This window comes from Providencia sp. PROV073, assembly GCF_033688125.1.
Taxonomy (GTDB): domain Bacteria; phylum Pseudomonadota; class Gammaproteobacteria; order Enterobacterales; family Enterobacteriaceae; genus Providencia; species Providencia hangzhouensis.
In genome coordinates this window covers 352047-376733 of sequence record NZ_CP096353.1, presented here as the reverse complement: position 1 = coordinate 376733, position 24687 = coordinate 352047, and the positions used below count along the sequence as shown (strand labels likewise).

18 protein-coding genes are annotated in these 24687 nt (G+C 43.3%); 9 read left to right on the top strand and 9 right to left on the bottom strand.

Going from position 1 to position 24687, the window contains the following annotated elements:
- Window positions 1–21: 21 nt before the first annotated feature.
- From agaW to M1F17_RS01635, 7 genes are all read left to right on the top strand, one after another.
- Window positions 22–792 carry a PTS N-acetylgalactosamine transporter subunit IIC gene (gene agaW, locus M1F17_RS01665; protein WP_004264436.1) on the top strand — a complete coding sequence of 257 codons (771 nt, stop codon included), beginning with the start codon at window positions 22–24 and terminating at the stop codon, window positions 790–792.
- Window positions 782–1669 (top strand): PTS system mannose/fructose/sorbose family transporter subunit IID, encoded by an 888-nt coding sequence (locus tag M1F17_RS01660; protein WP_036958865.1) that lies wholly within the window; start codon window positions 782–784, stop codon window positions 1667–1669. Before agaW ends, M1F17_RS01660 begins: the two co-directional genes overlap by 11 nt.
- 62 nt (window positions 1670–1731) lie before the next feature.
- Complete coding sequence (agaF, locus tag M1F17_RS01655) at window positions 1732–2163, top strand: PTS galactosamine/N-acetylgalactosamine transporter subunit IIA (protein ID WP_094962834.1); 432 nt, start codon at window positions 1732–1734, stop codon at window positions 2161–2163.
- The gene (nagA, locus tag M1F17_RS01650) at window positions 2160–3332 is read left to right on the top strand and encodes an N-acetylglucosamine-6-phosphate deacetylase (protein WP_180312310.1); all 1173 of its coding nucleotides are present in this window, start codon (window positions 2160–2162) and stop codon (window positions 3330–3332) included. Before agaF ends, nagA begins: the two co-directional genes overlap by 4 nt.
- A gap of 37 nt (window positions 3333–3369) precedes the next feature.
- Complete coding sequence (gene kduI, locus M1F17_RS01645) at window positions 3370–4200, top strand: 5-dehydro-4-deoxy-D-glucuronate isomerase (protein WP_004264427.1); 831 nt, start codon at window positions 3370–3372, stop codon at window positions 4198–4200.
- Window positions 4201–4268: 68 nt separating this feature from the next.
- Complete coding sequence (gene kduD, locus M1F17_RS01640) at window positions 4269–5024, top strand: 2-dehydro-3-deoxy-D-gluconate 5-dehydrogenase KduD (RefSeq protein ID WP_036958862.1); 756 nt, start codon at window positions 4269–4271, stop codon at window positions 5022–5024.
- A 17-nt stretch (window positions 5025–5041) separates the two neighbouring features.
- Window positions 5042–6109 (top strand): glycoside hydrolase family 105 protein, encoded by a 1068-nt coding sequence (locus M1F17_RS01635; RefSeq protein WP_094962836.1) that lies wholly within the window; start codon window positions 5042–5044, stop codon window positions 6107–6109.
- Window positions 6110–6283: 174 nt separating this feature from the next.
- On the opposite strand, the gene M1F17_RS01630 is transcribed toward M1F17_RS01635, so the two are convergent.
- A complete protein-coding gene (locus M1F17_RS01630; protein WP_004264412.1) occupies window positions 6284–7003 on the bottom strand; it encodes an oligogalacturonate-specific porin KdgM family protein in 720 nt (239 codons plus the stop codon).
- A 123-nt stretch (window positions 7004–7126) separates the two neighbouring features.
- A complete protein-coding gene (locus tag M1F17_RS01625) occupies window positions 7127–8686 on the bottom strand; it encodes a sulfatase-like hydrolase/transferase (RefSeq protein WP_180312309.1) in 1560 nt (519 codons plus the stop codon).
- 890 nt (window positions 8687–9576) lie between these two features.
- Between M1F17_RS01625 and pepT the strand changes: the two genes are divergently transcribed.
- On the top strand, window positions 9577–10830 hold the full coding sequence (gene pepT / locus M1F17_RS01620; RefSeq protein ID WP_004264401.1) for a peptidase T: 1254 nt from the start codon (window positions 9577–9579) through the stop codon (window positions 10828–10830).
- Complete coding sequence (gene dcuC, locus M1F17_RS01615; protein WP_004264398.1) at window positions 10827–12200, top strand: C4-dicarboxylate transporter DcuC; 1374 nt, start codon at window positions 10827–10829, stop codon at window positions 12198–12200. The genes pepT and dcuC overlap by 4 nt, the downstream gene beginning before the upstream one ends.
- Before the next feature lie 71 nt (window positions 12201–12271).
- Here the strand turns inward: dcuC and M1F17_RS01610 are convergent, their stop codons facing one another.
- The 7 genes from M1F17_RS01610 to rplK all read right to left on the bottom strand — a co-directional run bounded on the left by M1F17_RS01610 (window position 12272) and on the right by rplK (window position 24538).
- The gene (locus M1F17_RS01610; RefSeq protein WP_004264394.1) at window positions 12272–13222 is read right to left on the bottom strand and encodes a hypothetical protein; all 951 of its coding nucleotides are present in this window, start codon (window positions 13220–13222) and stop codon (window positions 12272–12274) included.
- Window positions 13223–13425: 203 nt separating this feature from the next.
- Window positions 13426–17649: a DNA-directed RNA polymerase subunit beta' gene (gene rpoC / locus M1F17_RS01605; RefSeq protein WP_094962840.1), complete on the bottom strand. Its 4224-nt coding sequence runs from the start codon at window positions 17647–17649 to the stop codon at window positions 13426–13428.
- Window positions 17650–17757: 108 nt separating this feature from the next.
- Window positions 17758–21786 (bottom strand): DNA-directed RNA polymerase subunit beta, encoded by a 4029-nt coding sequence (gene rpoB / locus M1F17_RS01600; protein ID WP_004264386.1) that lies wholly within the window; start codon window positions 21784–21786, stop codon window positions 17758–17760.
- Window positions 21787–22145: 359 nt separating this feature from the next.
- Window positions 22146–22511, bottom strand: coding sequence for a 50S ribosomal protein L7/L12 (gene rplL / locus M1F17_RS01595; protein WP_004264384.1), 366 nt, complete (start codon window positions 22509–22511; stop codon window positions 22146–22148).
- A 60-nt stretch (window positions 22512–22571) separates the two neighbouring features.
- Complete coding sequence (gene rplJ, locus M1F17_RS01590) at window positions 22572–23069, bottom strand: 50S ribosomal protein L10 (RefSeq protein ID WP_004264381.1); 498 nt, start codon at window positions 23067–23069, stop codon at window positions 22572–22574.
- 334 nt (window positions 23070–23403) lie between these two features.
- Window positions 23404–24105 (bottom strand): 50S ribosomal protein L1, encoded by a 702-nt coding sequence (rplA, locus tag M1F17_RS01585; RefSeq protein ID WP_004264380.1) that lies wholly within the window; start codon window positions 24103–24105, stop codon window positions 23404–23406.
- 4 nt (window positions 24106–24109) lie between these two features.
- Complete coding sequence (gene rplK / locus M1F17_RS01580) at window positions 24110–24538, bottom strand: 50S ribosomal protein L11 (RefSeq protein WP_004264379.1); 429 nt, start codon at window positions 24536–24538, stop codon at window positions 24110–24112.
- Between the last annotated feature and the right edge of the window lie 149 nt (window positions 24539–24687).

Here is a 24687-nt window from a genome sequence, read left to right as displayed (position 1 = left end):
AGGCGTTTAAGGAAAACTATTATGATTTATGAAGCTTCTCTCGTGGCTTTATGGGCCTTCTTTTGCGGTATAGATAAGTATGACGTTGCACTCAATATCCACCGCCCACTGATCACAGGGCCTGTTGTTGGCCTGATTATGGGTGATATGCAAGTCGGTTTAATTGCGGGTGCAACATTAGAATTAGCTTGGCTTGGGCTTGTTCCAAATGCAGGGGCTCAGCCACCTGATGTTACTTTAGGCACTATCGCCGCCGTTGCATTCGCCATTATGACTAATCAATCACCAGCGGTAGCGATGGGGATTGGTATGCCAATTGCCGTTCTCATGCAAATGATCATTATCGGCTTTTTTGCTATTACCGCGTTCACCATGGGTAAAGCTGATCGCTACGCTGAAAAAGCCGATGCGGCGGGGATCTCTCGGTTATTAGTCGCCACAATTACCGTTCGTTCTTTACTCTACGCGATCGTCGCCTTTGTAACGGTTTACTTTGGTGAACACGCGGCACAGTGGATTGATGAAAATACACCAAAAGTACTCCTCGAAGGCTTAGGTATTGGCGCCAAAATGGTTCCAGCAATTGGCTTCGCGATGTTGTTGAAAATCATGTGGTCAAAAGAAGTGGCTGGTGTGTTCTTTGTTGGTTTCGTTATGACCACTTATCTCAAACTGCCAATTATGGCAGTAGCAATACTCGGCGCATCTGCGGCAGCCCTGTATTACTTCTTCAGCGGTAACAACAACAAGAATAACTCACAACAAAATGAGGATTTTGAAGATGGTATCTGATAACAAAACAGCAGTAGAAACCAAAAACTTACCAGTGGAATCCTACGTTGATGGCATTGATGAGTACCAAGATACCACTGTCCGCAAAGTCATCACGAAAGGCGATCTATGGCGTTGTGCATTTCGCGGGCTATTTATGGAAGGTAACTTTAACTTTGAACGTATGCAGGGGGGAGGCTTTGCATTCTCCATCATCCCAGCCCTACGCAAAATTCATGGTAATAACAAACGCGATTATGCAACTGCACTGAAAAATCACTTACAGTTTTTCAATGCGAGTCCAAAATTATTTACTTTCTTACTTGGTACTGCCGTTGCCATGGAAGAGAACAAAGAGAAGCCTTCTACTGTCAACGTAATGAAAGTGGCAGGTATGGGGCCAACAGGTGGAATTGGCGATGCTATCGACCATATGACATTGATGCCACTGACTTTAGCATTAGGTGCATCTATCGCAATGGAAGGCTCAATTGCCGGCCCATTTGTTTTCTTCTTTTTATACCAAATTGTTCACTTTTTTGTCTATTTTGGCTTGATGTTCATGGGATATCGCGCAGGTACTGCGGCGATGGTTAACATGAGCGACGCAACAGAAAAATTAGCGAAAGCCGCCAACATCATGGGGATTTTTGTGATTGGGGCACTTTCCGCCACTTTCATAAAAGTACAAACCACCGCTGCTGTTGAGGTAGGTGGCAAGGTGGTCGAACTACAAACCGCCTTGTTCGACAAAATCATGCCTAACTTACTCCCTCTGTGCCTTGTCTTTTTGATGTTCAAAATGGTGAAAGGGACAGGTTTCTGGGCAAAACCGCCGGTGCTTATCTTCTCTGTCTTGGCCTTCGGTGTTATTGGCCATGTACTCGGTGTGATGTAACAGAATCGTATTAAATTGTTTTTAGGTGGGTAGCTAAGTTACCCACCAGCAAGGAGTTGTAAATGATTGGTTTGATTGTTTCTGGGCACATTAATTTTGCGAGCGGTATGGCTTCCGCTGTCAAAGCCATCGCAGGTGAACAGGAAAATATGGTGTTTATTGATTTTGTTGAAACCCTTTCTCCCGACGAATTGGAACAACAAATGCGAGCAGCAATGAGTGCCATGAATTGTGAACAAATACTTTTTCTCACCGACCTTCCTGGTGGAACCCCTTGTAACCGCGCTATGGCAATTATGATGGAAGATAAATCCGTTGAAGTTTTAGCTGGCGTTAATCTACCGATGATTGTCAATGCGGCATTGGAACGTGAAGGGGTTGATGCAAAAGAACTTCTTTCTATCTTACACGATATTGGCACAAGTAGTATTCAAGATCTACGTCAACAACTGGCTATGATGTCAGAGCCTGAATGTGAAGAAGATGGCCTATGAAACAGCAATATGCCATTTTAGCGGATCGTACCTTTACACCTGAGGGAATTCGCTATCAGCAGTATGTTCGAGTGTGCAACGGTGTTATACAGGAAATTACGGATACCGCCCCCGAACACTGCCCAGTCATCCGTCTTGAAGGACGCGCCTTACTACCGGGGTTTGTTGATATCCATATTCATGGTCGTGCTGGCGCAGACGTCATGGATGCAAGCCAACAAGGGTTGCAAACCATCGCTGATGCATTAGTCAAAACTGGTGTTGTGGCTTGGGTGGGAACCACCGTCACCGCACCAATGGATGATATCAAACGCGCACTCACCCAAGTGAGTGACTTTATCGCCAAGCCGCAAACATCAGGAGCCCAGTTAGTCGGCAGTTTTTTAGAAGGCCCTTACTTCACTGAACGTCATCGAGGCTCACATCCTGTTAAGTACTTAAAATCGCCGACCATTCATGAATTGGAAGACCTTGTGCAATGTGCTAATCACACACTCTTGCGAGTTGCTGTTGCACCTGAAGCAGAAGGTGCCATTGAGGCTATTGATTGGTTAGTACAACACAATATTAAGACCAGTGTTGCACATACTGCCGCTAATTTCATACAAACCAGTCTCGCATTTTCACATGGTGCAGATTGTGGCGTGCATCTTTATAACGGCATGACGGGTTTACATCATAGAGAGCCCGGTTGCTGTGGCGCAGTGTTGTACCACGATGTCCTTGCGGAGCTGATTGCCGATGGCATTCATGTTCACTCCGTCATGATGCAGCTAGCTTATCGAATGAAAGGTTATCAGCAGCTCGCTTTAATTACGGATTGTATGCGAGCTGGTGGGCTACCGGATGGTGATTATGCCCTTGGGGCACAGGCGGTGAAGGTCACTCAAGGGCAAGCTCGCACAGCTGATGGCTCTCTTGCGGGTAGTACATGTAGCCTTGATAACGCATTGCGCAACATGGTGCAACTCGCGCATGTTCCTGAATGGGAAGCCGTACAAATGGCTACTTCGGTTCCCGCTCAATACCTTGGAATCGATGACCAATTTGGTTACATCCGAGTTGGGGCTCAAGCTAATTTTGCCGTTGTTGATAACAATTTTTATCTAACAGACACATTCATCAGAGGTGAACACGTTCACTCTGTATTCGGGGATACCGACCATTAAAGTCGGTTACCTATCAGTAAATCATGAGGTATTTATAATGGAAATTCGTCAACCAATTCACAGTGAGCATGCAAAAACACTTGATACTGAAGGCTTACGCAAACAGTTCCTGATCGAGAACTTGTTCCGTGAAGGGGAAATGAATCTCACTTATAGCCATATCGACCGCATTATTGTGGGTGGCATTGTTCCAACACAAAAGCCACTCGCTCTAATGGCAGGAAAAGCATTAGGCGTTGAGTTCTTTCTTGAGCGTCGTGAGCTGGGTGCAATTAATATTGGGGGCGCAGGTCAAGTTATCGTTGATGGCCAATCCTATGATATCGCACCAAAAGAAGCTATTTATATTGGTATGGGAGCCAAATCTGTCGAGTTTATCAGTACTGATACGACTACCCCTGCACGTTTTTATATGAACTGTGCACCTGCACACCATACCTACCCAACACGCAAAATTACTATCGAACAAGCTTCACCAGAAAAATTAGGTAATGTAGAGAATTGTAACGTTCGTACCATCTATAAATTCTTACACCCATCTATTTTACCAACCTGCCAATTATCAATGGGCATGACAGTACTCGAGCCCGGTAGCTTATGGAATACCATGCCATGCCATACCCATGAACGTCGCATGGAAGTGTATCTGTATTTCAATATGAAAGAAGACAACGTTGTTTTCCATTATATGGGTGAGCCTTCGGAAACACGCCACATTGTTGTTCGTAATGAACAAGCCGTCATTAGCCCAAGTTGGTCTATTCACTCAGGCGTGGGAACTGCTGCTTATACATTTATTTGGGGAATGGTTGGCGAAAATCAGGTGTTCCACGATATGGATCATGTCGCCATGAAAGATCTGAAATAACCCTTTTATCTTTTTTAACATAATAAAAAACGATGTGGCAGTACTGTCACATCGTAAGTGAGGTACAGATGAACTTATTTGATTTAACAGGAAAAGTTGCGATTGTCACTGGATGTAATACCGGTTTAGGTCAAGGAATGGCAATTGGTTTAGCACAAGCAGGCGCAGATATTGTTGGAGTTGGCATCCAAGATGCTCCTGATACACGCGCTCAAGTCGAAGCTTTAGGCCGTAAGTTTCACTACATTATTATGAATTTAATGGAACAAGACGGGTTACAAACTTTGGTTGATGATGCGGTATCCGCCATGGGCCATATTGATATCCTTGTCAATAATGCGGGTATTATTCGCCGTGAAGACTTATTAGAGTTTAGTGAAAAAGATTGGGACGATGTGATTAATATTAATCAAAAAACCTTATTCTTTTTATCTCAACGTGTTGCACGCCAATTCGTGAAGCAAGGTAATGGTGGGAAAATTATTAATATTGCCTCAATGCTCTCATTCCAAGGTGGTATTCGGGTTCCATCTTACACTGCAAGTAAGTCAGCCGTCATGGGGCTCACTCGTGCTCTCGCTACTGAGCTTTCCCAATACAACATTAATGTGAATGCGATTGCCCCAGGTTACATGGCAACAGACAACACGGCAGCACTGCGCGCTGATGCGGATCGCAACGCAGCTATCTTAGAGCGCATTCCTGCGGGCCGTTGGGGAACTCCTGAGGATTTAGCAGGGCCAGCCATCTTTTTAGCCTCCAAAGCAAGTGACTATATTAATGGTTATACCATTGCTGTTGATGGTGGCTGGTTAGCTCGCTAACCCATCTGGAGAAAATAATGGAACAATCATCATTACCAAAACTATTACAACGTAATACGGTTTTAGATGATATGAAACGGGTTTACCGTTATCAATCAAAAAACCAAGTACGCAGTGTACTTCGTCGTAGTGGCAAAACCCGTTTTATTAAAGATACGGACTGGGAACGTGGTGTTCTGTGGTCTTGTGTTGCTGCTGCATGGCAAGCAACACAGGATAACGAATATCTCGCTGGTGTATTGGATTACACATTACATACTGGATTTCGTACAGGACCTAACCCGCGTTTTGCCGATGACCATGTCTGTACTCAAGCCTATTTAGCTGTAAGTTCGCAATTTGATCATCCAGAAATCCTTGAACCCACTATTAATGCATTCAACCTTATGTTAGCAGAGCCAAAACCAGGTCGAGAAGACTGGTGGTGGTGTGATGCACTCTTCATGGCTCCCCCTGCTTTTGCCGCGTTATCAGCTAAAACAAATGACAATCGCTACTTAGACTACATGCATACCGCTTATTGGGATGCGATAGAACATTTGCGTGATCCTGAAACTGGCTTAATTTATCGCGATTATCGCTACATTCCTGATGGCAAGGGTGGTGAATTACGTGAAAAAAATGGTGAAAAAGTATTTTGGAGCCGAGGTATTGGTTGGGTCATTGCATCTATCCCACGTATTTTACAATCGTTACCTAAAGAGTTTCCTGCCCGCCAGCAATATGTAAATTTATTTACCGACCTAATGGAAACTGTCATTCAATACCAACAAGAAGATGGTTTCTGGCGCACTAGTTTACTTGATCCCCAAAGCTTCCCTGCCCCTGAAAGTAGTGCCACTGCATTATTTTGCTATGGATTAGCGTGGGGCTTAAACCAAGGTTTACTGGAAGAAGCACGCTACCTGCCTCTGCTCGAAAAATCATGGTGTGCACTACAAAACTGTATTCACCCCAATGGAATGCTAGGTTGGGTACAGCTTCCGGCGTTCAACCCACGAGATGTCAAATATGACCATAATATGGATTATGGAGCTGGAGCCTATTTATTAGCAGCAAGTGAAGTTATTAAACTCAAAATTTGATTCATTACAACCCGATTTACCATTGCTCAAGTTGTCATTTCATTACTTTCTTTTGGCCAATTTATTGGCCATTTTTCTTGTTTTTCAGTATTTATTCTTTTCTCTTCTTTGCAAACCGGCAATAAAAAACCCACGATCACTCGTGGGCAAATATATATTTATATGAAAATGATATTACCAAGTATATTGAATACCCACACGGAATCGTGTTTGACGGTCACTTGAAAACCTATTTTCTTTCACATTGCCCACTTCAACAAATGGGCGCCATAACGCACCATCATCTGCTTTAATATCATAACGAAGGCGAACGTTGTGTTGATAATCGAATTTCTTATCATTATAAAGAGGTTGAGCATTGTCAGCCATTTCCCACATTAAATCCAATTGATACTGTAAATCTAAGTTACCCCATTTGTAACCTATCCAGCTATCAAACTCTTGGATTTTAGAGTGATAATTACTGCCATTCTCTCCTACTTGACCATAATCCCACACTTTCCATTTATAACGGCCTTGTAAACGAATACCATTATCGAATGTATAATTTAAACGGACATAAGGAACATAAACTAAACCTAATTTATCGAAATCAAGAGAAGCACCGACAAGCCCCACTAAATTTGGATTCAATTTTGTATAATAAAAAGCTGAAAATTCCGAACCATCAATTTTCATTGCGTCATAAGCACCATCTTTATTTCCATAGCGTGCATCTAACTCAAATCCAATATTTTTCCCTGTATCCAAAAAAGCTTTAATTCTATCTCCGCTTTTCCCTGATGCGTCTAAATATTGATGACGATATTCAATTGTTGTTTTATAGTTATTTGCGAGAGCATATTGTGATGAAATTGAAAATAATACTGCACTAGCAATAATTAATTTTTTCATTATCTTTATTCCAAAGCTGTGTACTATTTAAGCACGAGGATAGTGATTCCCTGTTTTATTAGAGAATAATATTTTCATTTTTTTAATTAATGCCACCTAGTTTATTAGGTGGCAAAAAATGATTTATTTAACTTCACAAGCTGAAACTTTTTTATTTAATTTATTTGTTGTTGCTGTAATAAACTCTGTTGGTCTCCAAGAATCACCGGTTTTTTCTAACCACGGTATAAGCTCTTCTTTAATTAATTTATCAATAATGGGTTTGTTCTCATCTGCCACATTTTTCATTTGATAAGGATCATTCACATTATCATAAAGCGTATATTTCAGTGGTTGCCCATCCTGACGGTCAATAACCAATGTATGTGTTTTCGTTCTCACGCCACGTTTACCAAACGAAGGTTCACCATACGGAATAAATAAATAAAGTTGAGAGTTAGCGACTTCCCCCTCACCAGTGACTACACGTTCAGCTAAATTACTTCCTTCAACTGAGCCAGGGATCCATTGCTCTAACCCCAATAAACCTAGAATCGTTGGGTAGATATCCGGCGCTGACATTAATGCATCATCTTGCCCTGGTTGAATTTTACCCGGTAACCGAAACATCATCGGAACACGCATCGACTCATCATAAGGGTTATTTTTTGTCGGCTGGCCATTTGCGCCAAGACAACTACCATGATCAGAGAAGAAAACAACCAATGTATTATCCGCAAGCCCTTGTTTTTCAAGCTCATCAACGATGCGACCAAATTGTTCATCAACGCCGTTTACCATCGCCAGATATTCTTTGAAATATTGAGGTCCATAGCCTTCTTGGTATTCCACATCCCATTTAACATTTGGCCGAGTATTTAACTCTTGCGAGGTTTTTCCTTTATAGGCATCGAGATACTTTTGTGGAACTTGGTCATACGGTGAATGCGGAGGGTTCATAGAAACAACCAGCGCAAATGGCTTGGTATTATCACGGTACTGCCCATTTTTATTTTGTAAGAATTTTATGGCTATATCCGCTTCGTGCTCTGGTCCCCATTGGTCTACATAAATCGGTTTTTCCCGTGGTGTATTATTGGCCCAATACATCGGTTTCATATGCAGATCATATGTGCCGTAGGAGTACCAAAAATCAAAGCCATGGCGGCGGTTTGGAGCAGCCCATTCATTCCAATAACGACCTTCCATTGGGTTATTATAGCTTTCAATAAAAGGTGCATATGGCGCATCTAAATGCCATTTACCAATATATCCCGTGCTGTAATCCAATGATTTCAAAACATCAGACCAACAATTGGCATAAGGTGATAAATCAATCCCTACCTTTCCACCATAATCATGTGCGTTGCCTGTAATACCGTTACGAACAGGATATTGCCCAGTCATAAACATGCCACGGAATGGGGAACATAATGGGTAATTGGATGCCATCTGCGTCATGACTTTCGCTTGTTTGGCAAACTTATTTAAATTAGGGGTAATTGACGGGTCTTCTCCCATAAATTGTAATGCATGGGCACGCATCTCATCAGGGAATACTATCAATAAGTTAGGGGCGTTATCGGGTCGGTAAGGCTTAATATTTGAAGGTTTTCCATCATTGGCTAAAATGGGACTAGAAACCGACATTGCTGCACCGCTGGCTGCTAATCCTTTTATAAAGGTTCTGCGCGAAACAGTCATTGCTTCATCCTCTTTTGTTTACGTTTTCTTTCGTTTTTGATTAATACATATTATTTATACTTTTGCATAATATCAAAAAGTAAGTGATCGAAAATATCAAAATTCAAGTGGAGATCACAAAAAGTAATCAATTCGTAGAAAATAAGTCAATTTCCCCACAATAAAGATATGATGCAAACTTATGACAATCAAAATTAACATGCTGATTTTTAATAAAAATAAATAATTCAGAGATGCTGAGCACAGAAGTAAAATTTTGCTTGAAAATTACATATCAAATGACGAAGAAATACCTGCCAGTAAATCTTCATTTGCTTTCAATGCAAAAAAGTAGAGGTAATACGAAACAAGACAAAAGAAAATTTTTATCACCATCCTGCAAAAAACAGTCAGTATAAAATTGATTCAATTATCTAAATGAAAGGCAAAGAAATAAAATATCAAAATATGATTTTAAGCATTCATTCCATCTAATTTTCTATTAATTTTGCTAATTAAAAATTTTTATTTCTAGGAAAAATTATCTTTTGAACATCTAACAGCAATATATATTAATTAAATTTAAGATAGGATAAGTTTAAAATAAGGTGTTAAATAAAAAACACATTACGAAAGAATATTCTTACGATTTAATATCAATAATTTAACAATATTATTTAAGACGAAAAATAAGGCAGGAGTAAAGTCGCCCATTTTAATTCATTATTCGAATAATGCCACTATTAATTATCAATTTTATATTCTCACTAGCATTTCTTAGAAAAATTCAACAGGTCTGATATTCAGAATATCTTTAATTGTGATACAAGAATAATACTGTGAAATGAAATTACAGCCACAGATATAACTAATGTAAAACGCATTCTATAAGATGCTGGGGAATAAAAAGAATGAATATTGTTGAGCGGTTTATTTCTTATACCAAAATTAACACCACCACTGATAGGGAAAAGGGTGCGGCAGGAATTATGCCTTCCTCAGAAGGACAACGCGTCCTTGCGAAACAGCTGGTCCAAGAATTAGAAGCTCTGGGCGTTGAAGATATTAAGCTGCGTGACACAGCTATTGTCACCGCAACTTTGCCTTCCAATCTTGATTATGATGTCCCAACCGTCGCTTTCTTCGGCCATTTAGACACTAGCGCAGAACAAACCAATGATACTAAAGCACAAATTTTGCCATACACCGGTGAAGATTTATGCATGAATAAAGAGCTTAATATTTATCTACGTAAGAGTGAGTTCCCTGAATTAGTGAATTACATTGGTGATGACATAATTGTCACTGATGGAACTAGCCTATTAGGTGCTGACGATAAAGCGGCAATTGCCTCTATCATGGATATGCTGCAATACTTTAAGCAAAATCCAGAAATTAAGCACGGCACCATTAAAATTGGTTTCGTTCCAGATGAAGAGCAAGGCCTCCGTGGCGCAAAAGTCTTTGATGTTAAAGAGTTTGGTGCTGATTTTGCCTATACCTTGGACTGCTGCGGTATCGGTGAACTGGTGTATGAAAACTGGAACGCAGGTGATGCCGAAATCATCTTTACGGGTAAATCGGCTCATCCAATGTCCGCAAAAGGCAAACTGGTTAACTCATTATTAATGGCACAAAAATTTATTGCCATGTTACCGGGTGGTGAAGCTCCTGAGTATACCGATGGACGCGAAGGCTATTATTGGGTGAAACAAATGTCAGGTAACAGCGCCCGTACTGTTTTAAAAATGGATGTGCGTGATTTTACCGAAGACGGCTATCGCAAACGTATGGCTTTCTTAAAACAATTAGCAGAGAGCTGCGAAAGCCTTTGGGGAAGCGAAAGTGTTGTTTGTAAGCTATCAGACCGCTACTCTAACGTTTACAATAGCCTACAAGGTGATAACCGTTACCCTATTGATATTGCCGTTGATGCCTACCAAGCTTGTGGTATCACACCAAAAGTCATTCCTATGCGTGGGGGTTATGATGGAGCTGCATTATCGCAAAATGGATTGCCTTGCCCTAATATCTTCACAGGCGCACATAACTTCCATTCAATCTATGAATATTTACCCGTTAAATCCCTACATGCCGCCAGCGATGTATTAAAACAAGTGGTACAAATCACCGCAGAACGCTTCAAACCAGGAGCTAAAGCATGATCCCAATTCTAACGGTTCTGATTATCGTTGTTTTGGTTGCGCGATTTATTTTAAAGGGGTACAAAGCTGAGCCAGTACTATTAATCGCTGGCTTAGTATTGATGATATTCACCCTAGCCCTTGGCTGGGGTCCAATCCTCCCTAAAAATGTCGCCACCACTGGTATCACTTGGCTCGACCCATTTGAAGTCATGCGAGATTTATTCAGTAGCCGCGCAGCGGATCTCGGTTTAATGATCATGGCATTGATGGGCTTTGCGCACTATATGGACCATATCGGTGCCAATGAAGCGGTAGTACGTGTTGCAACTAAGCCACTGAAAAATATGCGTTCCCCTTATGTACTGCTATTTTTCTCTTTCTTGCTGGCGAGTATCTTGCAGTTAGCTATCCCATCAGCAACAGGCTTAGCCGTATTATTAATGGGAACCATGTTCCCAATTATGATTGGTTTGGGATTATCACCTGCTTCTGCGGCTGGGGTTATCGCAACTTCTCTTGGGGTGGCTTACACACCAACCGCGATTGATGCCATTCGTGGTGCGAAAGCGGTCGATATGTCTGTCGTTGAGTATGTGCTTTACTATCAAGGGCCAGCGGCATTAGCCACTGTATTGGTCGTCGGTATTACCCATATTTTCTGGCAACGTCACTGTGACCGAAAACAAGGTTTCGTACCTGAAATTGGTAAAGCCGTTCAGTCACATGAAAAAGAAGAAATTACTAAGTCAGTTCCTGGATATTATGCACTTCTTCCTATGCTCCCCATTATTATGGCAGTAGGAACGTCCAATTTGTTCTTTTCCGGTATTCACTTAGATGTTGTGACTATCGTGCTGATTGCGATGGCCATTTGCATGGTGATTGAAACACTTCGCGTACGTAATTTTAAAGCGGTTTGTAATGGCTTCCAAACATTTCTAAATGGTATGGGTCATGCATTCAGTAATGTGGTCGGCTTATTGGTTGCCGCTGGAGTGTTCGCTCATGGTATTAAAGTCAGTGGAGCAATTGACCAACTGATTTTAGGTGCTGAATCCGTCGGCTTGCCACCATTTGCCATGGCGATTGTGTTCGCACTCGTCACACTTGCCGCTGCTATTATTATGGGTTCAGGTAATGCGCCATTCCTCGCGTTCGTTGAGTTAATTCCACAAATTGCACATAGTATGGGCGTTAACCCTATTGCAATGATTTTACCAATGCAACAAGCCTCACACATGGGCCGAGGTATGTCCCCAGTCGCGGGGGTAATCATTGCCGTATCCAGTGGTGCAAAACTGCAGCCATTTGATGTGGTAAAACGAACCGCCGTGCCGCTGATGGTAGGTTTTGTGGCTCACTGTGCGATCATTGGTATTTTTTACTAATTACTATATTTACCATTCACATAATTAAAGCGGGAAATATTCCCGCTTTTACTTTTTCTAGCTAACCAATTCTAATGTTTACACTGACAATCTGAGTGGTCATCATGCTTGGGATCAGGGCAGCAAGAATCTATGGTCTTTTTTATAATATCAGACAATGTATTCACAGTATTTATAATGAGTGGCAAGTTTTCACAGACAGAATCACACTCTGAAAGCCTTCGATCTGGTTTGGCTGGTGGTATTAAGCTATCACATAATATTTCCTGTAAAACCAACGAGAAATTTGCAATCCCTGTGGTGTAAATGTACGCACGTCCGTCGGTTTCTTTGGCTAGTCGTTCATACTCCCTCGTCACGTTATCTCTATCAGCAAGAGTCGGAAAACGATCTAGATTTGTTGGGCTATCATCCGGTGTACCTTGGTAGGTATACACCTTAATTCCTCTTTCTTGAGCGACAGATATGGCTTCATTATTTTTTGCAATCGCAGCACGAGTAAGAATTCCACCGCCACCTTCCATCCCTTCATCACCCAGCACAAAAATAGCCCTACGCGCATCATCTCGCCAATCAAAGTGTTTACTAATATCAATAACCGCACGACATAAATCTTCTTTATTTCCAGCATGATCTCGCCCATCGGATTCTTTAAACGGTAATCTTGCTTGCAGATCCCTTTCGTTCGCACCGATCTTAATTAAATATTCACTGGCAGATTGATCAAACTTCGTATTTGCCCAAGTCCCTTCGATACCTAAAAATGTCGCCCGAAGGTGGGATGGACACTTTGCTGATGCCGCCTCAATCGTCGCATCAATCTGTTTACTTAAATCCCCTGCCTCATCAGACATTGAGCCACTAGTATCAATAACAACAACTAAATCTAATGCAATTTGCCCATTTCCCGTCACTATCTGAGATGTATTTATGGCCCCTAATGAGTCTGATAATATTCCATGATAAGCCGAGAGATTAGCTTGATTCACATCAACCTGTTCATTTGTCTTTTTTTTATCCATCGCATATTCCTATTAAATAATTTAAAAATAATTTTTATTACCGTTTATTTTTAGCCAAGCAATTTATTATTCATTTTTTTTACTGCTGGATATATTTTAAAAATAGAAATACGCGTTACATATTCAGATAAACCTAAGACATAAAAAAAGCCAGTACCTTTCGGCACTGGCTTTTGTCAGGCGTTTTACAGTGAAATCAGAAATTAGTTCTGGTTGTCACTGCTAAAACCTGCATTTAACAGCTCAGCTAAGTTTGCTGTTGCTTCGTCTGCACTGACTTGTGGTGCATCCACAACGTCGTTCAGATGACGGCGGCGGATACGGTCTTGGTGATACGCAAAACCAGTACCTGCTGGGATCAGGCGTCCAACAATTACGTTTTCTTTCAGACCACGTAATTCGTCACGTTTACCCGCAACTGCGGCTTCAGTCAGTACGCGTGTCGTTTCTTGGAACGATGCTGCTGAGATAAAGGATTCTGTTGCCAGAGATGCCTTAGTAATACCCAACAGGTCACGAGCAAAATTCGCTGGAATTTTGCCTTCTTGTTCCAGTTTACGGTTAGAAACTTTAACACGTGAGTACTCGACTTGTTCACCTTCGAGGAATTCAGAACTTCCTGCATCCGCGATAGTCACTTTACGCAGCATCTGACGAACGATAACTTCAATGTGTTTATCGTTAATCTTAACGCCTTGTAAGCGGTAAACTTCCTGAACCTCGTTAGTGATATAACGCGTAACAGCATGGACACCACGCAGACGCAGAATATCGTGTGGAGATTCTGGACCATCGGAAACCACGTCACCGCGTTCAACGATCTCACCTTCGAACACGTTGAGTTGACGCCATTTAGGGATCATCTCTTCGTACGGATCGCTACCATCTAATGGTGTGATAACCAGACGACGTTTCCCTTTGGTTTCTTTACCAAACGAGATAATACCGCTGATTTCAGCCAAGATTGCAGGCTCTTTCGGACGACGAGCTTCGAACAAGTCAGCTACGCGTGGTAGACCACCCGTGATATCTTTAGTACCCACAGATTCTTGTGGAATACGCGCTAAAGTATCACCCGCATTAATAGCAACGCCATCGTCTAACTGAACAATTGCTTTACCCGGTAAGAAGTACTGAGTTGGCATGTCCGTGTTAGGGATAAGAACATCGTTACCATTTGCGTCAATAACACGCAGAGCAGGACGCAAGTCTTTACCACCACTGGTACGTTCCGCAGTATCCAGAACAACGATTGAAGACAGACCGGTTAATTCATCAGTCTGACGCGTCATTGTTTGACCATCAAGCATGTCAGAGAAGCTGATGAAACCAGAAACTTCACTGACGACTGGCATGGTATGTGGATCCCAGTTCGCAACAGTTTCGCCGCCCGTTACAGCCTCGCCATCACCTTTGGTCAAGTGTGCACCGTAAGGGACTTTATAGCTTTCTTTCGTACGACCGAATTCGTCAATCAGACGCAGCTCTGTATTACGTGAAGTAATAACCAGTTTGCCTTCTGTGTTAGTAACGAATTTCGCGTTAACCAGCTTCAGAGTACCTGTGTTACGGACTTGAATGCTAGATTCTGCCGCCGCACGAGATGCCGCACCCCCGATGTGGAACGTACGCATCGTTAACTGTGTACCCGGCTCACCGATTGACTGTGCCGCGATAACACCGATAGCTTCACCTTTGTTGATGATATGACCACGAGCAAGGTCACGACCATAACAGTGAGCACACACACCGAAGTCAGTTTCACAACTTACAACTGAACGAACTTTAACGCTGTCGACTGAGTTAGCTTCTAACAGGTCACACAGTTTTTCGTGCAGTAATGTATTACGTGGAACCAGAATATCTGCCGTTCCTGGGATCAGGATATCTTCTGCAGTCACACGACCCAATACACGCTCACGCAGTGGTTCTTTAACGTCGCCACCCTCGATAACCGGAGTCATCAGGATACCTTCATGAGTTCCACAGTCGTCTTCAGTCACAACCAAGTCCTGTGCAACGTCAACTAAACGACGAGTCAGATAACCGGAGTTCGCTGTTTTCAATGCGGTATCGGCAAGACCTTTACGCGCACCGTGCGTAGAGATAAAGTACTGAAGAACGTTCAGACCTTCACGGAAGTTTGCCGTGATTGGTGTTTCGATGATGGAGCCATCTGGCTTAGCCATCAGACCACGCATACCTGCTAGCTGACGAATCTGAGCTGCAGAACCACGAGCACCGGAGTCGGCCATCATAAAGATACTGTTGAAAGAAACTTGTTGTTCTTCGACGCCATCACGGTTAATAACCGCTTCAGTCGACAAGTTTTCCATCATCGCTTTAGCAACACGTTCGTTTGCTGCTGCCCAGATATCGATAACTTTGTTGTAACGTTCGCCTGCTGTTACCAGACCAGACTGGAACTGTTCCTGAATTTCTGCAACTTCAGCTTCTGCTTCGGCGATGATCCCAGCTTTTTTCTCTGGAATAACCATATCGTCGATACCAACTGATGCACCAGAACGTGCCGCATAGGCAAAACCGGTATACATGATTTGGTCAGCAAAAATAACAGTAGGCTTCAGGCCCAGAACACGGTAACAGGTGTTCAGCATTTTGGAGATAGCTTTCTTACCTAACGCTTGGTTTACCAGAGCATAAGGCAGACCTTTCGGTACGATCATCCATAAAATTGCACGACCAACAGTGGTGTCAACTAAACCAGTGTTGATTGTAATGTTACCTTCCGAATCTTTTACTTCTTCAGTGATACGGACTTTAACGCGGGCATGCAGTGATGCATGACCTGAACGGTAAACACGCTCAGCTTCTTTAGGACCGGCTAATACCATGCCCTCGCCTTTCGCGTTTACGCAGTCACGTGTCATGTAGTAAAGACCCAATACAACGTCCTGAGAAGGAACGATGATCGGCTCACCACTTGCAGGTGACAGGATGTTGTTGGTTGACATCATCAACGCACGTGCTTCTAACTGAGCTTCCAGAGTCAGAGGAACGTGTACCGCCATTTGGTCTCCATCGAAGTCGGCGTTATATGCCGCACAAACGAGTGGGTGCAATTGGATAGCTTTACCTTCGATAAGAATAGGTTCGAAAGCTTGGATACCCAGACGGTGAAGTGTTGGTGCACGGTTCAACATGACTGGGTGTTCACGGATGACTTCATCCAAGATATCCCAAACAACCGCTTCTTCGCGCTCAACCATTTTCTTCGCAGCTTTAATGGTTGTAGCCAGACCACGTAATTCTAATTTGCCATAGATAAATGGTTTGAATAACTCAAGAGCCATTTTCTTCGGCAGACCGCACTGATGCAGGCGCAGGTATGGACCTACGGTGATAACAGAACGACCTGAGTAGTCAACACGCTTACCAAGTAAGTTCTGACGGAAACGACCTTGTTTACCTTTGATCATATCTGCCAAAGATTTCAGAGGACGTTTGTTAGAACCAGTGATTGCGCGACCACGACGACCGTTATCTAACAGGGCGTCAACCGCTTCTTGCAGCATACGTTTTTCGTTACGTACGATGATGTCTGGCGCAGCCAGATCCAGAAGACGTTTCAGACGGTTATTACGGTTGATTACGCGACGATATAGATCGTTCAGATCTGATGTTGCGAAACGACCACCATCCAGTGGAACTAATGGACGCAGATCCGGTGGTAATACTGGCAGCACGTTTAAGATCATCCACTCTGGTTTGTTACCAGATTGAATGAATGCTTCCAGCAGTTTGATACGCTTGGTCAGCTTCTTACGCTTAGTTTCAGAGTTAGTTTCATTTAACTCTTCGCGCAGCGTTTCACACTCGTTCTCAAGATCGAGGTTTTTCAGCAGGCCTTGGATAGCTTCCGCACCCATTTTCGCATCAAATTCGTCACCGAACTCTTCCAGCGCATCTAAATATTGCTCTTCTGTCAGAATCTGTGCACGCTCAAGGCTAGTCATACCGCCTTCAACAACTACATATGATTCAAAGTACAGAACGCGTTCAATATCACGCAGTGGCATATCGAGCAGCAAACCGATACGGGATGGCAGTGATTTTAAGAACCAAATGTGTGCAGTCGGAGATGCAAGTTCAATGTGACCCATGCGCTCACGACGGACTTTGGTCTGTGTAACTTCTACGCCACACTTCTCACAAATCACACCGCGGTGTTTTAAACGTTTGTACTTACCGCACAGACATTCATAGTCTTTTACTGGCCCGAAAATACGCGCACAGAAAAGACCGTCACGCTCAGGTTTGAACGTACGGTAGTTAATGGTTTCTGGCTTTTTAACTTCACCGAATGACCATGAACGGATCATATCAGGTGATGCCAGAGCAATCTTGATAGCATCAAACTCTTCGGTCTTGGTTTGCGCTTTCAGAAACTTTATTAAGTCTTTCACAAAATGCTCCTGTCGGAGTTAGACCTGTCAGGTGAGTATTCAAAGACACTCTCCCCAAATCCCAGTGCTTACATGTGCCGGAAAGCAAGCTTTCCGGCATAAAACGAATTACTCGTCTTCCAGCTCGATGTTGATACCCAGTGAACGGATTTCTTTCAGCAATACGTTGAAAGATTCCGGCATACCAGGTTCCATCTGATGGCTACCATCGACGATGTTTTTATACATCTTCGTACGGCCGTTAACGTCATCCGATTTAACTGTAAGCATTTCTTGAAGAGTATAGGCTGCACCGTATGCTTCCAGTGCCCACACTTCCATCTCCCCGAAACGCTGACCACCGAACTGCGCTTTACCACCCAGCGGTTGCTGAGTAACCAAGCTGTAAGAACCTGTTGAACGGGCGTGCATCTTATCGTCAACCAAGTGATTCAGTTTCAGCATGTACATGTAGCCGACAGTAACTTGACGCTCAAAACGCTCGCCAGTACGACCATCGAATAATGTAATCTGACCTGAAGTCGGCAGACCGCCCAGTTTCAGCAGTTCTTTGATTTCTTTCTCTTTCGCACCATCAAATACTGGTGTTGCAATTGGCATACCTTTTTTCAGGTTCTCAGCCAAACGCATAACTTCTTCGTCAGTGAAAGTGTTCAAATCAACTTTCTGGCGTGGATCATCACCTAAATCGTATGCTTTTTGGATAAACTCACGCAGTTTGGCAACTTCTTCTTGCTGTTTAAGCATAGCATTGATTTTCTCACCAATACCTTTCGCTGCCATCCCTAAGTGGGTTTCCAAAATCTGACCGATGTTCATACGTGATGGTACGCCCAGCGGGTTCAGAACGATATCAACTGGGTTACCGTTTTCATCGTAAGGCATGTCTTCAACTGGGTTGATTTTTGAGATAACACCTTTGTTACCATGGCGACCCGCCATTTTATCACCCGGTTGGATCTGACGTTTAACAGCCAGATAAACCTTAACAATTTTCAGTACACCCGGTGCTAAGTCATCACCTTGAGTAATTTTACGACGTTTTGCATCGAGTTTTTTCTCGAACTCAGATTTCAGTTCGTCATACTGTTCAGCTAATTGCTCTAACTGGTTTTGCTTCTCTTCGTCTGCTAAAGATAACTCTAACCAACGGTCGCGAGGCAGTTTGTCCAGTTTTTCAGCTTCAATTCCGCCGTTAACCAGTACAGAACGGATACGTGCAAACAGGCCAGCTTCGAAAATACGCAGCTCTTCTGTTAAGTCTTTCTTCGCATCACGTAACTGAGTTTCTTCGATCTCTAATGCACGTTTGTCTTTCTCTACACCGTCACGGGTAAATACTTGTACGTCAATAACCGTACCAGATACACCGTTAGGAACACGTAAAGAAGAGTCTTTAACGTCTGATGCTTTTTCACCGAAGATAGCACGTAACAGTTTCTCTTCTGGAGTCAGTTGAGTTTCACCTTTAGGTGTTACTTTACCAACCAGAATGTCGCCGCCTTTCACTTCCGCACCAATATACACGATACCGGATTCGTCAAGTTTAGACAGAGCAGCTTCACCGACGTTTGGAATATCTGCAGTGATTTCTTCAGGCCCTAATTTAGTGTCACGAGACACACAAGAGAGCTCTTGAATATGAATAGTTGTAAAACGGTCTTCTTGAACAACACGCTCAGAAACTAAGATGGAGTCTTCGAAGTTATAACCATTCCATGGCATGAATGCCACGCGCATGTTTTGACCAAGTGCTAATTCGCCGAGGTCTGTTGAAGGACCATCCGCTAACACGTCACCACGTTCAACAGGTTCACCTAAAGATACACAAGGCATCTGGCTAATACAGGTGTTCTGGTTAGAACGAGTATATTTAGTCAGGTTATAAATATCGATTCCAGCTTCGCCTGGGTACATCTCATCTTCGTTAACTTTGATAACGATACGAGAAGCATCAACGTACTGAACCGAACCACCACGTCTTGCAACAGCAGTAACACCAGAGTCAACCGCTACTGCACGTTCCATACCTGTACCAACTAATGGTTTGTCGGCACGTAAAGTAGGAACCGCTTGACGTTGCATGTTCGCACCCATCAATGCACGGTTGGCGTCATCGTGTTCAAGGAATGGGATCAGTGACGCACCAACAGAAACAACCTGTTGAGTCGAAACGTCCATATATTCAACCTGTTCACGGCTGAATAAGCTTGATTCACCTTTGTTACGGCAAGTAATCAGTTCTTCAACAAAGCTACCATCATCACCTAAAACGGTATTCGCCTGAGCAATGATGAAGTTACCTTCTTCAATTGCAGACAAATAATGGATTTCGTCTGTTACTAAGCCATCGCGGACTAAACGGTATGGGGTTTCTAAGAAACCGTACTCATTGGTCTGTGCATAAACAGATAATGAGTTGATCAGACCGATGTTTGGACCTTCAGGCGTTTCGATTGGACAAACGCGACCGTAGTGAGTTGGGTGAACGTCACGTACTTCGAAGCCCGCACGCTCACGAGTCAGACCACCTGGACCTAACGCAGAGATACGGCGCTTGTGCGTAATTTCAGACAGCGGGTTGTTCTGGTCCATAAATTGGGACAGCTGGCTGGAACCAAAGAACTCTTTAACTGCGGCTGAAATTGGTTTCGCGTTGATCATATCTTGTGGCATTAATGCATCGAGGTCGCCCAGAGAAAGACGCTCTTTCACTGCACGCTCAACACGAACCAGACCGACACGGAATTGGTTCTCTGCCATTTCACCAACGGAACGAATACGACGGTTACCTAAGTGGTCGATATCATCCACTTCGCCTTTACCATTACGGATATCGATGAGTTTACGCATAACATCAATGATGTCTTCTTCACTCAGGATACCTGAACCTTCGATTTCTTCGCGGTTCAGTGAACGGTTGAACTTCATGCGACCTACTGCAGACAAGTCGTAACGATCTTCAGAGAAGAATAAGTTATCGAACAGGTTTTCAGCGGCTTCACGGGTTGGCGGCTCACCAGGACGCATCATGCGGTAGATTTCTACCAATGCACTCAGACGATCGTTAGTTGGGTCGACACGAACGGTTTCAGAAATGTAAGCACCGTGGTCTAAGTCATTGGTAAACAATGTTTCGATTGTTTTATGACCAGACTGGCTCAGACGTGCCAACATATCTAAAGAAAGTTCCATGTTCGCTGCACAAATCAGCTCACCAGTACTTTCATCAATATAGTCTCTAGCAACGACTTTACCTGCGATATATTCAACAGGAACTTCGATGCTATTCACTTCTTCTTTTTCTAACTGACGAATGTGACGTGCAGTGATACGGCGGCCTTTTTCTACATAGACTTTACCGTTCGCTTCGATATCAAATGAAGCTGTCTCACCACGTAAACGCTCAGGAACCAGCGTCATCATCAGTTTATTATCACGGATTTGGAATACAGTTTTTTCGAAGAACAGATTTAAGATTTCTTCGGTATTGTAATCCATTGCACGCAGAATAATGGTCGCAGGTAATTTACGGCGACGGTCAATACGTACAAACAGGTTATCTTTCGGGTCAAATTCGAAATCAAGCCATGAACCACGGTAAGGGATAATACGTGCGTTATATAGCACTTTACCTGAAGAGTGTGTTTTACCTTTATCGCTGTCGAAGAATACACCAGGACTACGGTGTAACTGAGAAACGATAACACGCTCAGTACCGTTGATAACGAAAGTTCCGTTTTCAGTCATGAGTGGAATTTCACCCATGTAGACTTCTTGTTCTTTGATGTCTTTAACAGTTCCTTCCGGTGCTTCACGCTCATAAACGATGAGACGCAATTTCACACGTAAAGGCGCAGAGTAAGTTACACCGCGAATTTGACATTCTTTAACATCAAAAACAGGCTCGCCTAAACGATAGCTGACATATTGTAATTCAGCATTACCGCTGTAGCTCTGAATTGGAAACACAGAACGGAAAGCTGCTTCCAGCCCATTCTGGCCATCTGGATCTTGCTCGATAAACTTCTGGAACGAGTCAAGTTGGATAGAAAGGAGATAAGGTATGTCCAAAACTTGTGGACGCTTACCAAAGTCCTTACGGATACGTTTTTTCTCGGTATAGGAGTAAACCATAGGTTTCCTCAGCTCGTTGATCAGTGACCCAAGTGGTTAGCTCTTAGTATAAGAGACTGAACCGCAACGCGTTTTTTTATAAGAAACGGAAAATGAATACTTTCCTTAATACTCATTGCTATTACTCTTAAATCATTTCATTGCGTTGCCATTGCTACCGAGCTACCCGAGCGGGTCGTAGCGAAGAACACAGTATATTAAGTCGTCAATAGAAAGAAGTATTGGAGGGTTGTTGTTAACATTAAAACTGCGTGAAAAGCTGTTAACACCCATCACGCTTTACAGCGCAAAAAGGCTGGTGATTAAAAAATCACCAGCCGTCAGCCTAATTAGATTAGGCTGCGTTCTTGCAATTGAACTTATTTAAGTTCAACAGAAGCGCCTGCTTCTTCAAGAGATTTTTTCAGAGCTTCAGCTTCGTCTTTGCTCGCGCCTTCTTTGATGGTCGCTGGAGCAGACTCTACCATATCTTTAGCTTCTTTCAGGCCAAGACCGGTTGCGCCACGAACTGCTTTGATAACTGCAACTTTGTTACCGCCAACAGCTGACAGTACAACGTCGAATTCAGTTTTTTCTTCAGCAGCTTCAGCTGGGCCCGCAGCAACAGCAACAGCTGCAGCAGCAGAAACGCCGAATTTTTCTTCCATCATAGTAATCAGTTCAACAACGTCCATTACAGACATTTCTGCAACTGCATCAAGGATTTGGTCTTTAGTGATAGACATAACAAGTGTTCCTAAAATTCAGAAATAGTTTATACGTTAAAAAGCAACGAAGGAAAGGGCTTATGCAGCTTCTTTCTGATCGCGCAGAGCAGCCAGAGTACGAACCAATTTGCCGGCAGCGGCTTCTTTCATGGTTGACATCAGGCGTGCGATTGCTTCATCGTAAGTTGGGAGAGTTGCCAGACGATCGATATCTTTCGCTTGGATTAACTCACCTTCAAAGGCCGCAGCTTTAATCTCAAATGCTGGATTCGCTTTCGCGAACTCTTTGAACAGACGAGCGCCAGCGCCCGGGTGTTCGTTAGAGAAAGCAATTAAGGTTGGACCGACAAACACGTCTTTCAGTACATCGTAAGAAGTACCTTCAACAGCACGACGGATCAGTGTGTTACGAACAACACGGATATAAACGCCTGCTTCGCGACCTGCTTTACGCAGTTCAGTCATTTTTGCTACAGTTACGCCGCGTGAATCAGCAACAACTGCAGAAAGCGCGCCTTTGGCTACTTCGCTGACTTCAGCAACAATCGCTTGTTTGTCTTGAAGATTTAGTGCCATTAGCTTCTTGCTCCTGGATTAACCGGGAAAACCCGGGACTCACATCACTCAAACACAACATTATGTAAGAGCGCTAAAACACGGTGAGCAGAATAGAATCCAGAATTAAATTCTAGGTATCTCTGTCACCGTCTACGCAGGTAAATTAAGTAGCTATTATAACTAATAAACCACACCTGCGGTCTTGGACGGGGTCTGGAAAGGCCAGACTCCATACCGAAATTCGTGGTTTGTTGGATACATTTTGTGTACCCAACAAACTCAAGGCGTCAAATTTTATACAAATTTGACGCAAAGGTAAAGCCTAATTACCAATTAGCCGAAGCTATAGCAATTAAACTGTCGCTGACAGACCAGCTTGGTCAACAGCAACACCTGCACCCATAGTGGTGGACAGGCTAACTTTCTTGATGAAAACACCTTTAGCAGAAGCTGGTTTTGCTTTTTTCAGCGCGATCAGCAGTGCTTCTAAGTTTTCTTTCAGTTTGTTAGCGTCGAAATCAACTTTACCGATAGTGGTGTGGATGATTCCGTTTTTGTCATTACGGTAACGAACCTGACCTGCTTTAGCATTGTTAACTGCTTCAGCAACGTTTGGAGTTACAGTACCAACTTTCGGGTTTGGCATCAGACCACGTGGGCCTAAAACTTGACCTAATTGGCCAACAACGCGCATTGCATCTGGAGAAGCAATAACAACGTCAAAGTCCATTTCACCAGCTTTGATTTTATCAGCCAGATCTTCCATACCTACCAGTTCAGCACCTGCAGCTTTAGCAGCTTCAGCGTTTGCGCCTTGTGCGAACACAGCAACGCGAACTGAACGGCCAGTACCGTGTGGCAGTACAGTTGCACCGCGAACGTTTTGGTCAGATTTACGAGCATCGATGCCCAGGTTGATAGCTACGTCAACGCTTTCTACGAATTTAGCAGTTGCTAATTCTTTCAGCAGTGCAACGGCTTCATTGATGTCATACTGTTTAGTTGCATCAACTTTTTCACGGATATTGCGCATGCGCTTAGTCAGTTTAGCCATTGTCTTAGTCCTCCACTACCAGGCCCATGGAACGAGCAGTACCTTCAATTGAACGCATCATTGCGTCAACATCAGCACCAGTCATGTCCGCAGCTTTAGTTTCAGCGATTTCGCGAATCTGAGCAGAGGTCACTTTACCAACTTTGTCTTTGTTCGGCTTACCTGAACCAGACTTAACGCCAGCTGCTTTTTTCAGCAGAACTGCTGCAGGTGGAGTTTTGGTAACGAAAGTGAAAGAACGGTCTGCGTAAACAGTAATAACAACAGGAATTGGTAAACCTTTTTCCAGGCTGTCTGTTTTTGCGTTGAACGCTTTACAGAATTCCATGATGTTAACACCTTGTTGACCCAGTGCTGGACCAACCGGTGGACTTGGGTTCGCCATACCAGCTGCAACTTGCAGCTTAACGTAGGCTTGAACTTTCTTAGCCATGATATTTCCTCTAGATGGGTGATAGCGCCTTACAGTTTGCAAGGCTCCCCGTTACATTAAACATGCCCCGCACATTAATTTGCGCCGAACATAAAAACAAAAGGCGCGAAATTGTAGTCAAATTTCACGCCTTTTGCAAGTCAGTTTTG

Coding starts and splice junctions, on each gene's coding strand:
- agaW (WP_004264436.1), top strand. CDS start 22: ATGATTTATGAAGCTTCTCTCGTGGCTTTATGGGCCTTCTTTTGCGGT.
- M1F17_RS01660 (WP_036958865.1), top strand. CDS start 782: ATGGTATCTGATAACAAAACAGCAGTAGAAACCAAAAACTTACCAGTG.
- agaF (WP_094962834.1), top strand. CDS start 1,732: ATGATTGGTTTGATTGTTTCTGGGCACATTAATTTTGCGAGCGGTATG.
- nagA (WP_180312310.1), top strand. CDS start 2,160: ATGAAACAGCAATATGCCATTTTAGCGGATCGTACCTTTACACCTGAG.
- kduI (WP_004264427.1), top strand. CDS start 3,370: ATGGAAATTCGTCAACCAATTCACAGTGAGCATGCAAAAACACTTGAT.
- kduD (WP_036958862.1), top strand. CDS start 4,269: ATGAACTTATTTGATTTAACAGGAAAAGTTGCGATTGTCACTGGATGT.
- M1F17_RS01635 (WP_094962836.1), top strand. CDS start 5,042: ATGGAACAATCATCATTACCAAAACTATTACAACGTAATACGGTTTTA.
- M1F17_RS01630 (WP_004264412.1), bottom strand. CDS start 7,003: ATGAAAAAATTAATTATTGCTAGTGCAGTATTATTTTCAATTTCATCA.
- M1F17_RS01625 (WP_180312309.1), bottom strand. CDS start 8,686: ATGACTGTTTCGCGCAGAACCTTTATAAAAGGATTAGCAGCCAGCGGT.
- pepT (WP_004264401.1), top strand. CDS start 9,577: ATGAATATTGTTGAGCGGTTTATTTCTTATACCAAAATTAACACCACC.
- dcuC (WP_004264398.1), top strand. CDS start 10,827: ATGATCCCAATTCTAACGGTTCTGATTATCGTTGTTTTGGTTGCGCGA.
- M1F17_RS01610 (WP_004264394.1), bottom strand. CDS start 13,222: ATGGATAAAAAAAAGACAAATGAACAGGTTGATGTGAATCAAGCTAAT.
- rpoB (WP_004264386.1), bottom strand. CDS start 21,786: ATGGTTTACTCCTATACCGAGAAAAAACGTATCCGTAAGGACTTTGGT.
- rplL (WP_004264384.1), bottom strand. CDS start 22,511: ATGTCTATCACTAAAGACCAAATCCTTGATGCAGTTGCAGAAATGTCT.
- rplJ (WP_004264381.1), bottom strand. CDS start 23,069: ATGGCACTAAATCTTCAAGACAAACAAGCGATTGTTGCTGAAGTCAGC.
- rplA (WP_004264380.1), bottom strand. CDS start 24,105: ATGGCTAAACTGACTAAGCGCATGCGCAATATCCGTGAAAAAGTTGAT.
- rplK (WP_004264379.1), bottom strand. CDS start 24,538: ATGGCTAAGAAAGTTCAAGCCTACGTTAAGCTGCAAGTTGCAGCTGGT.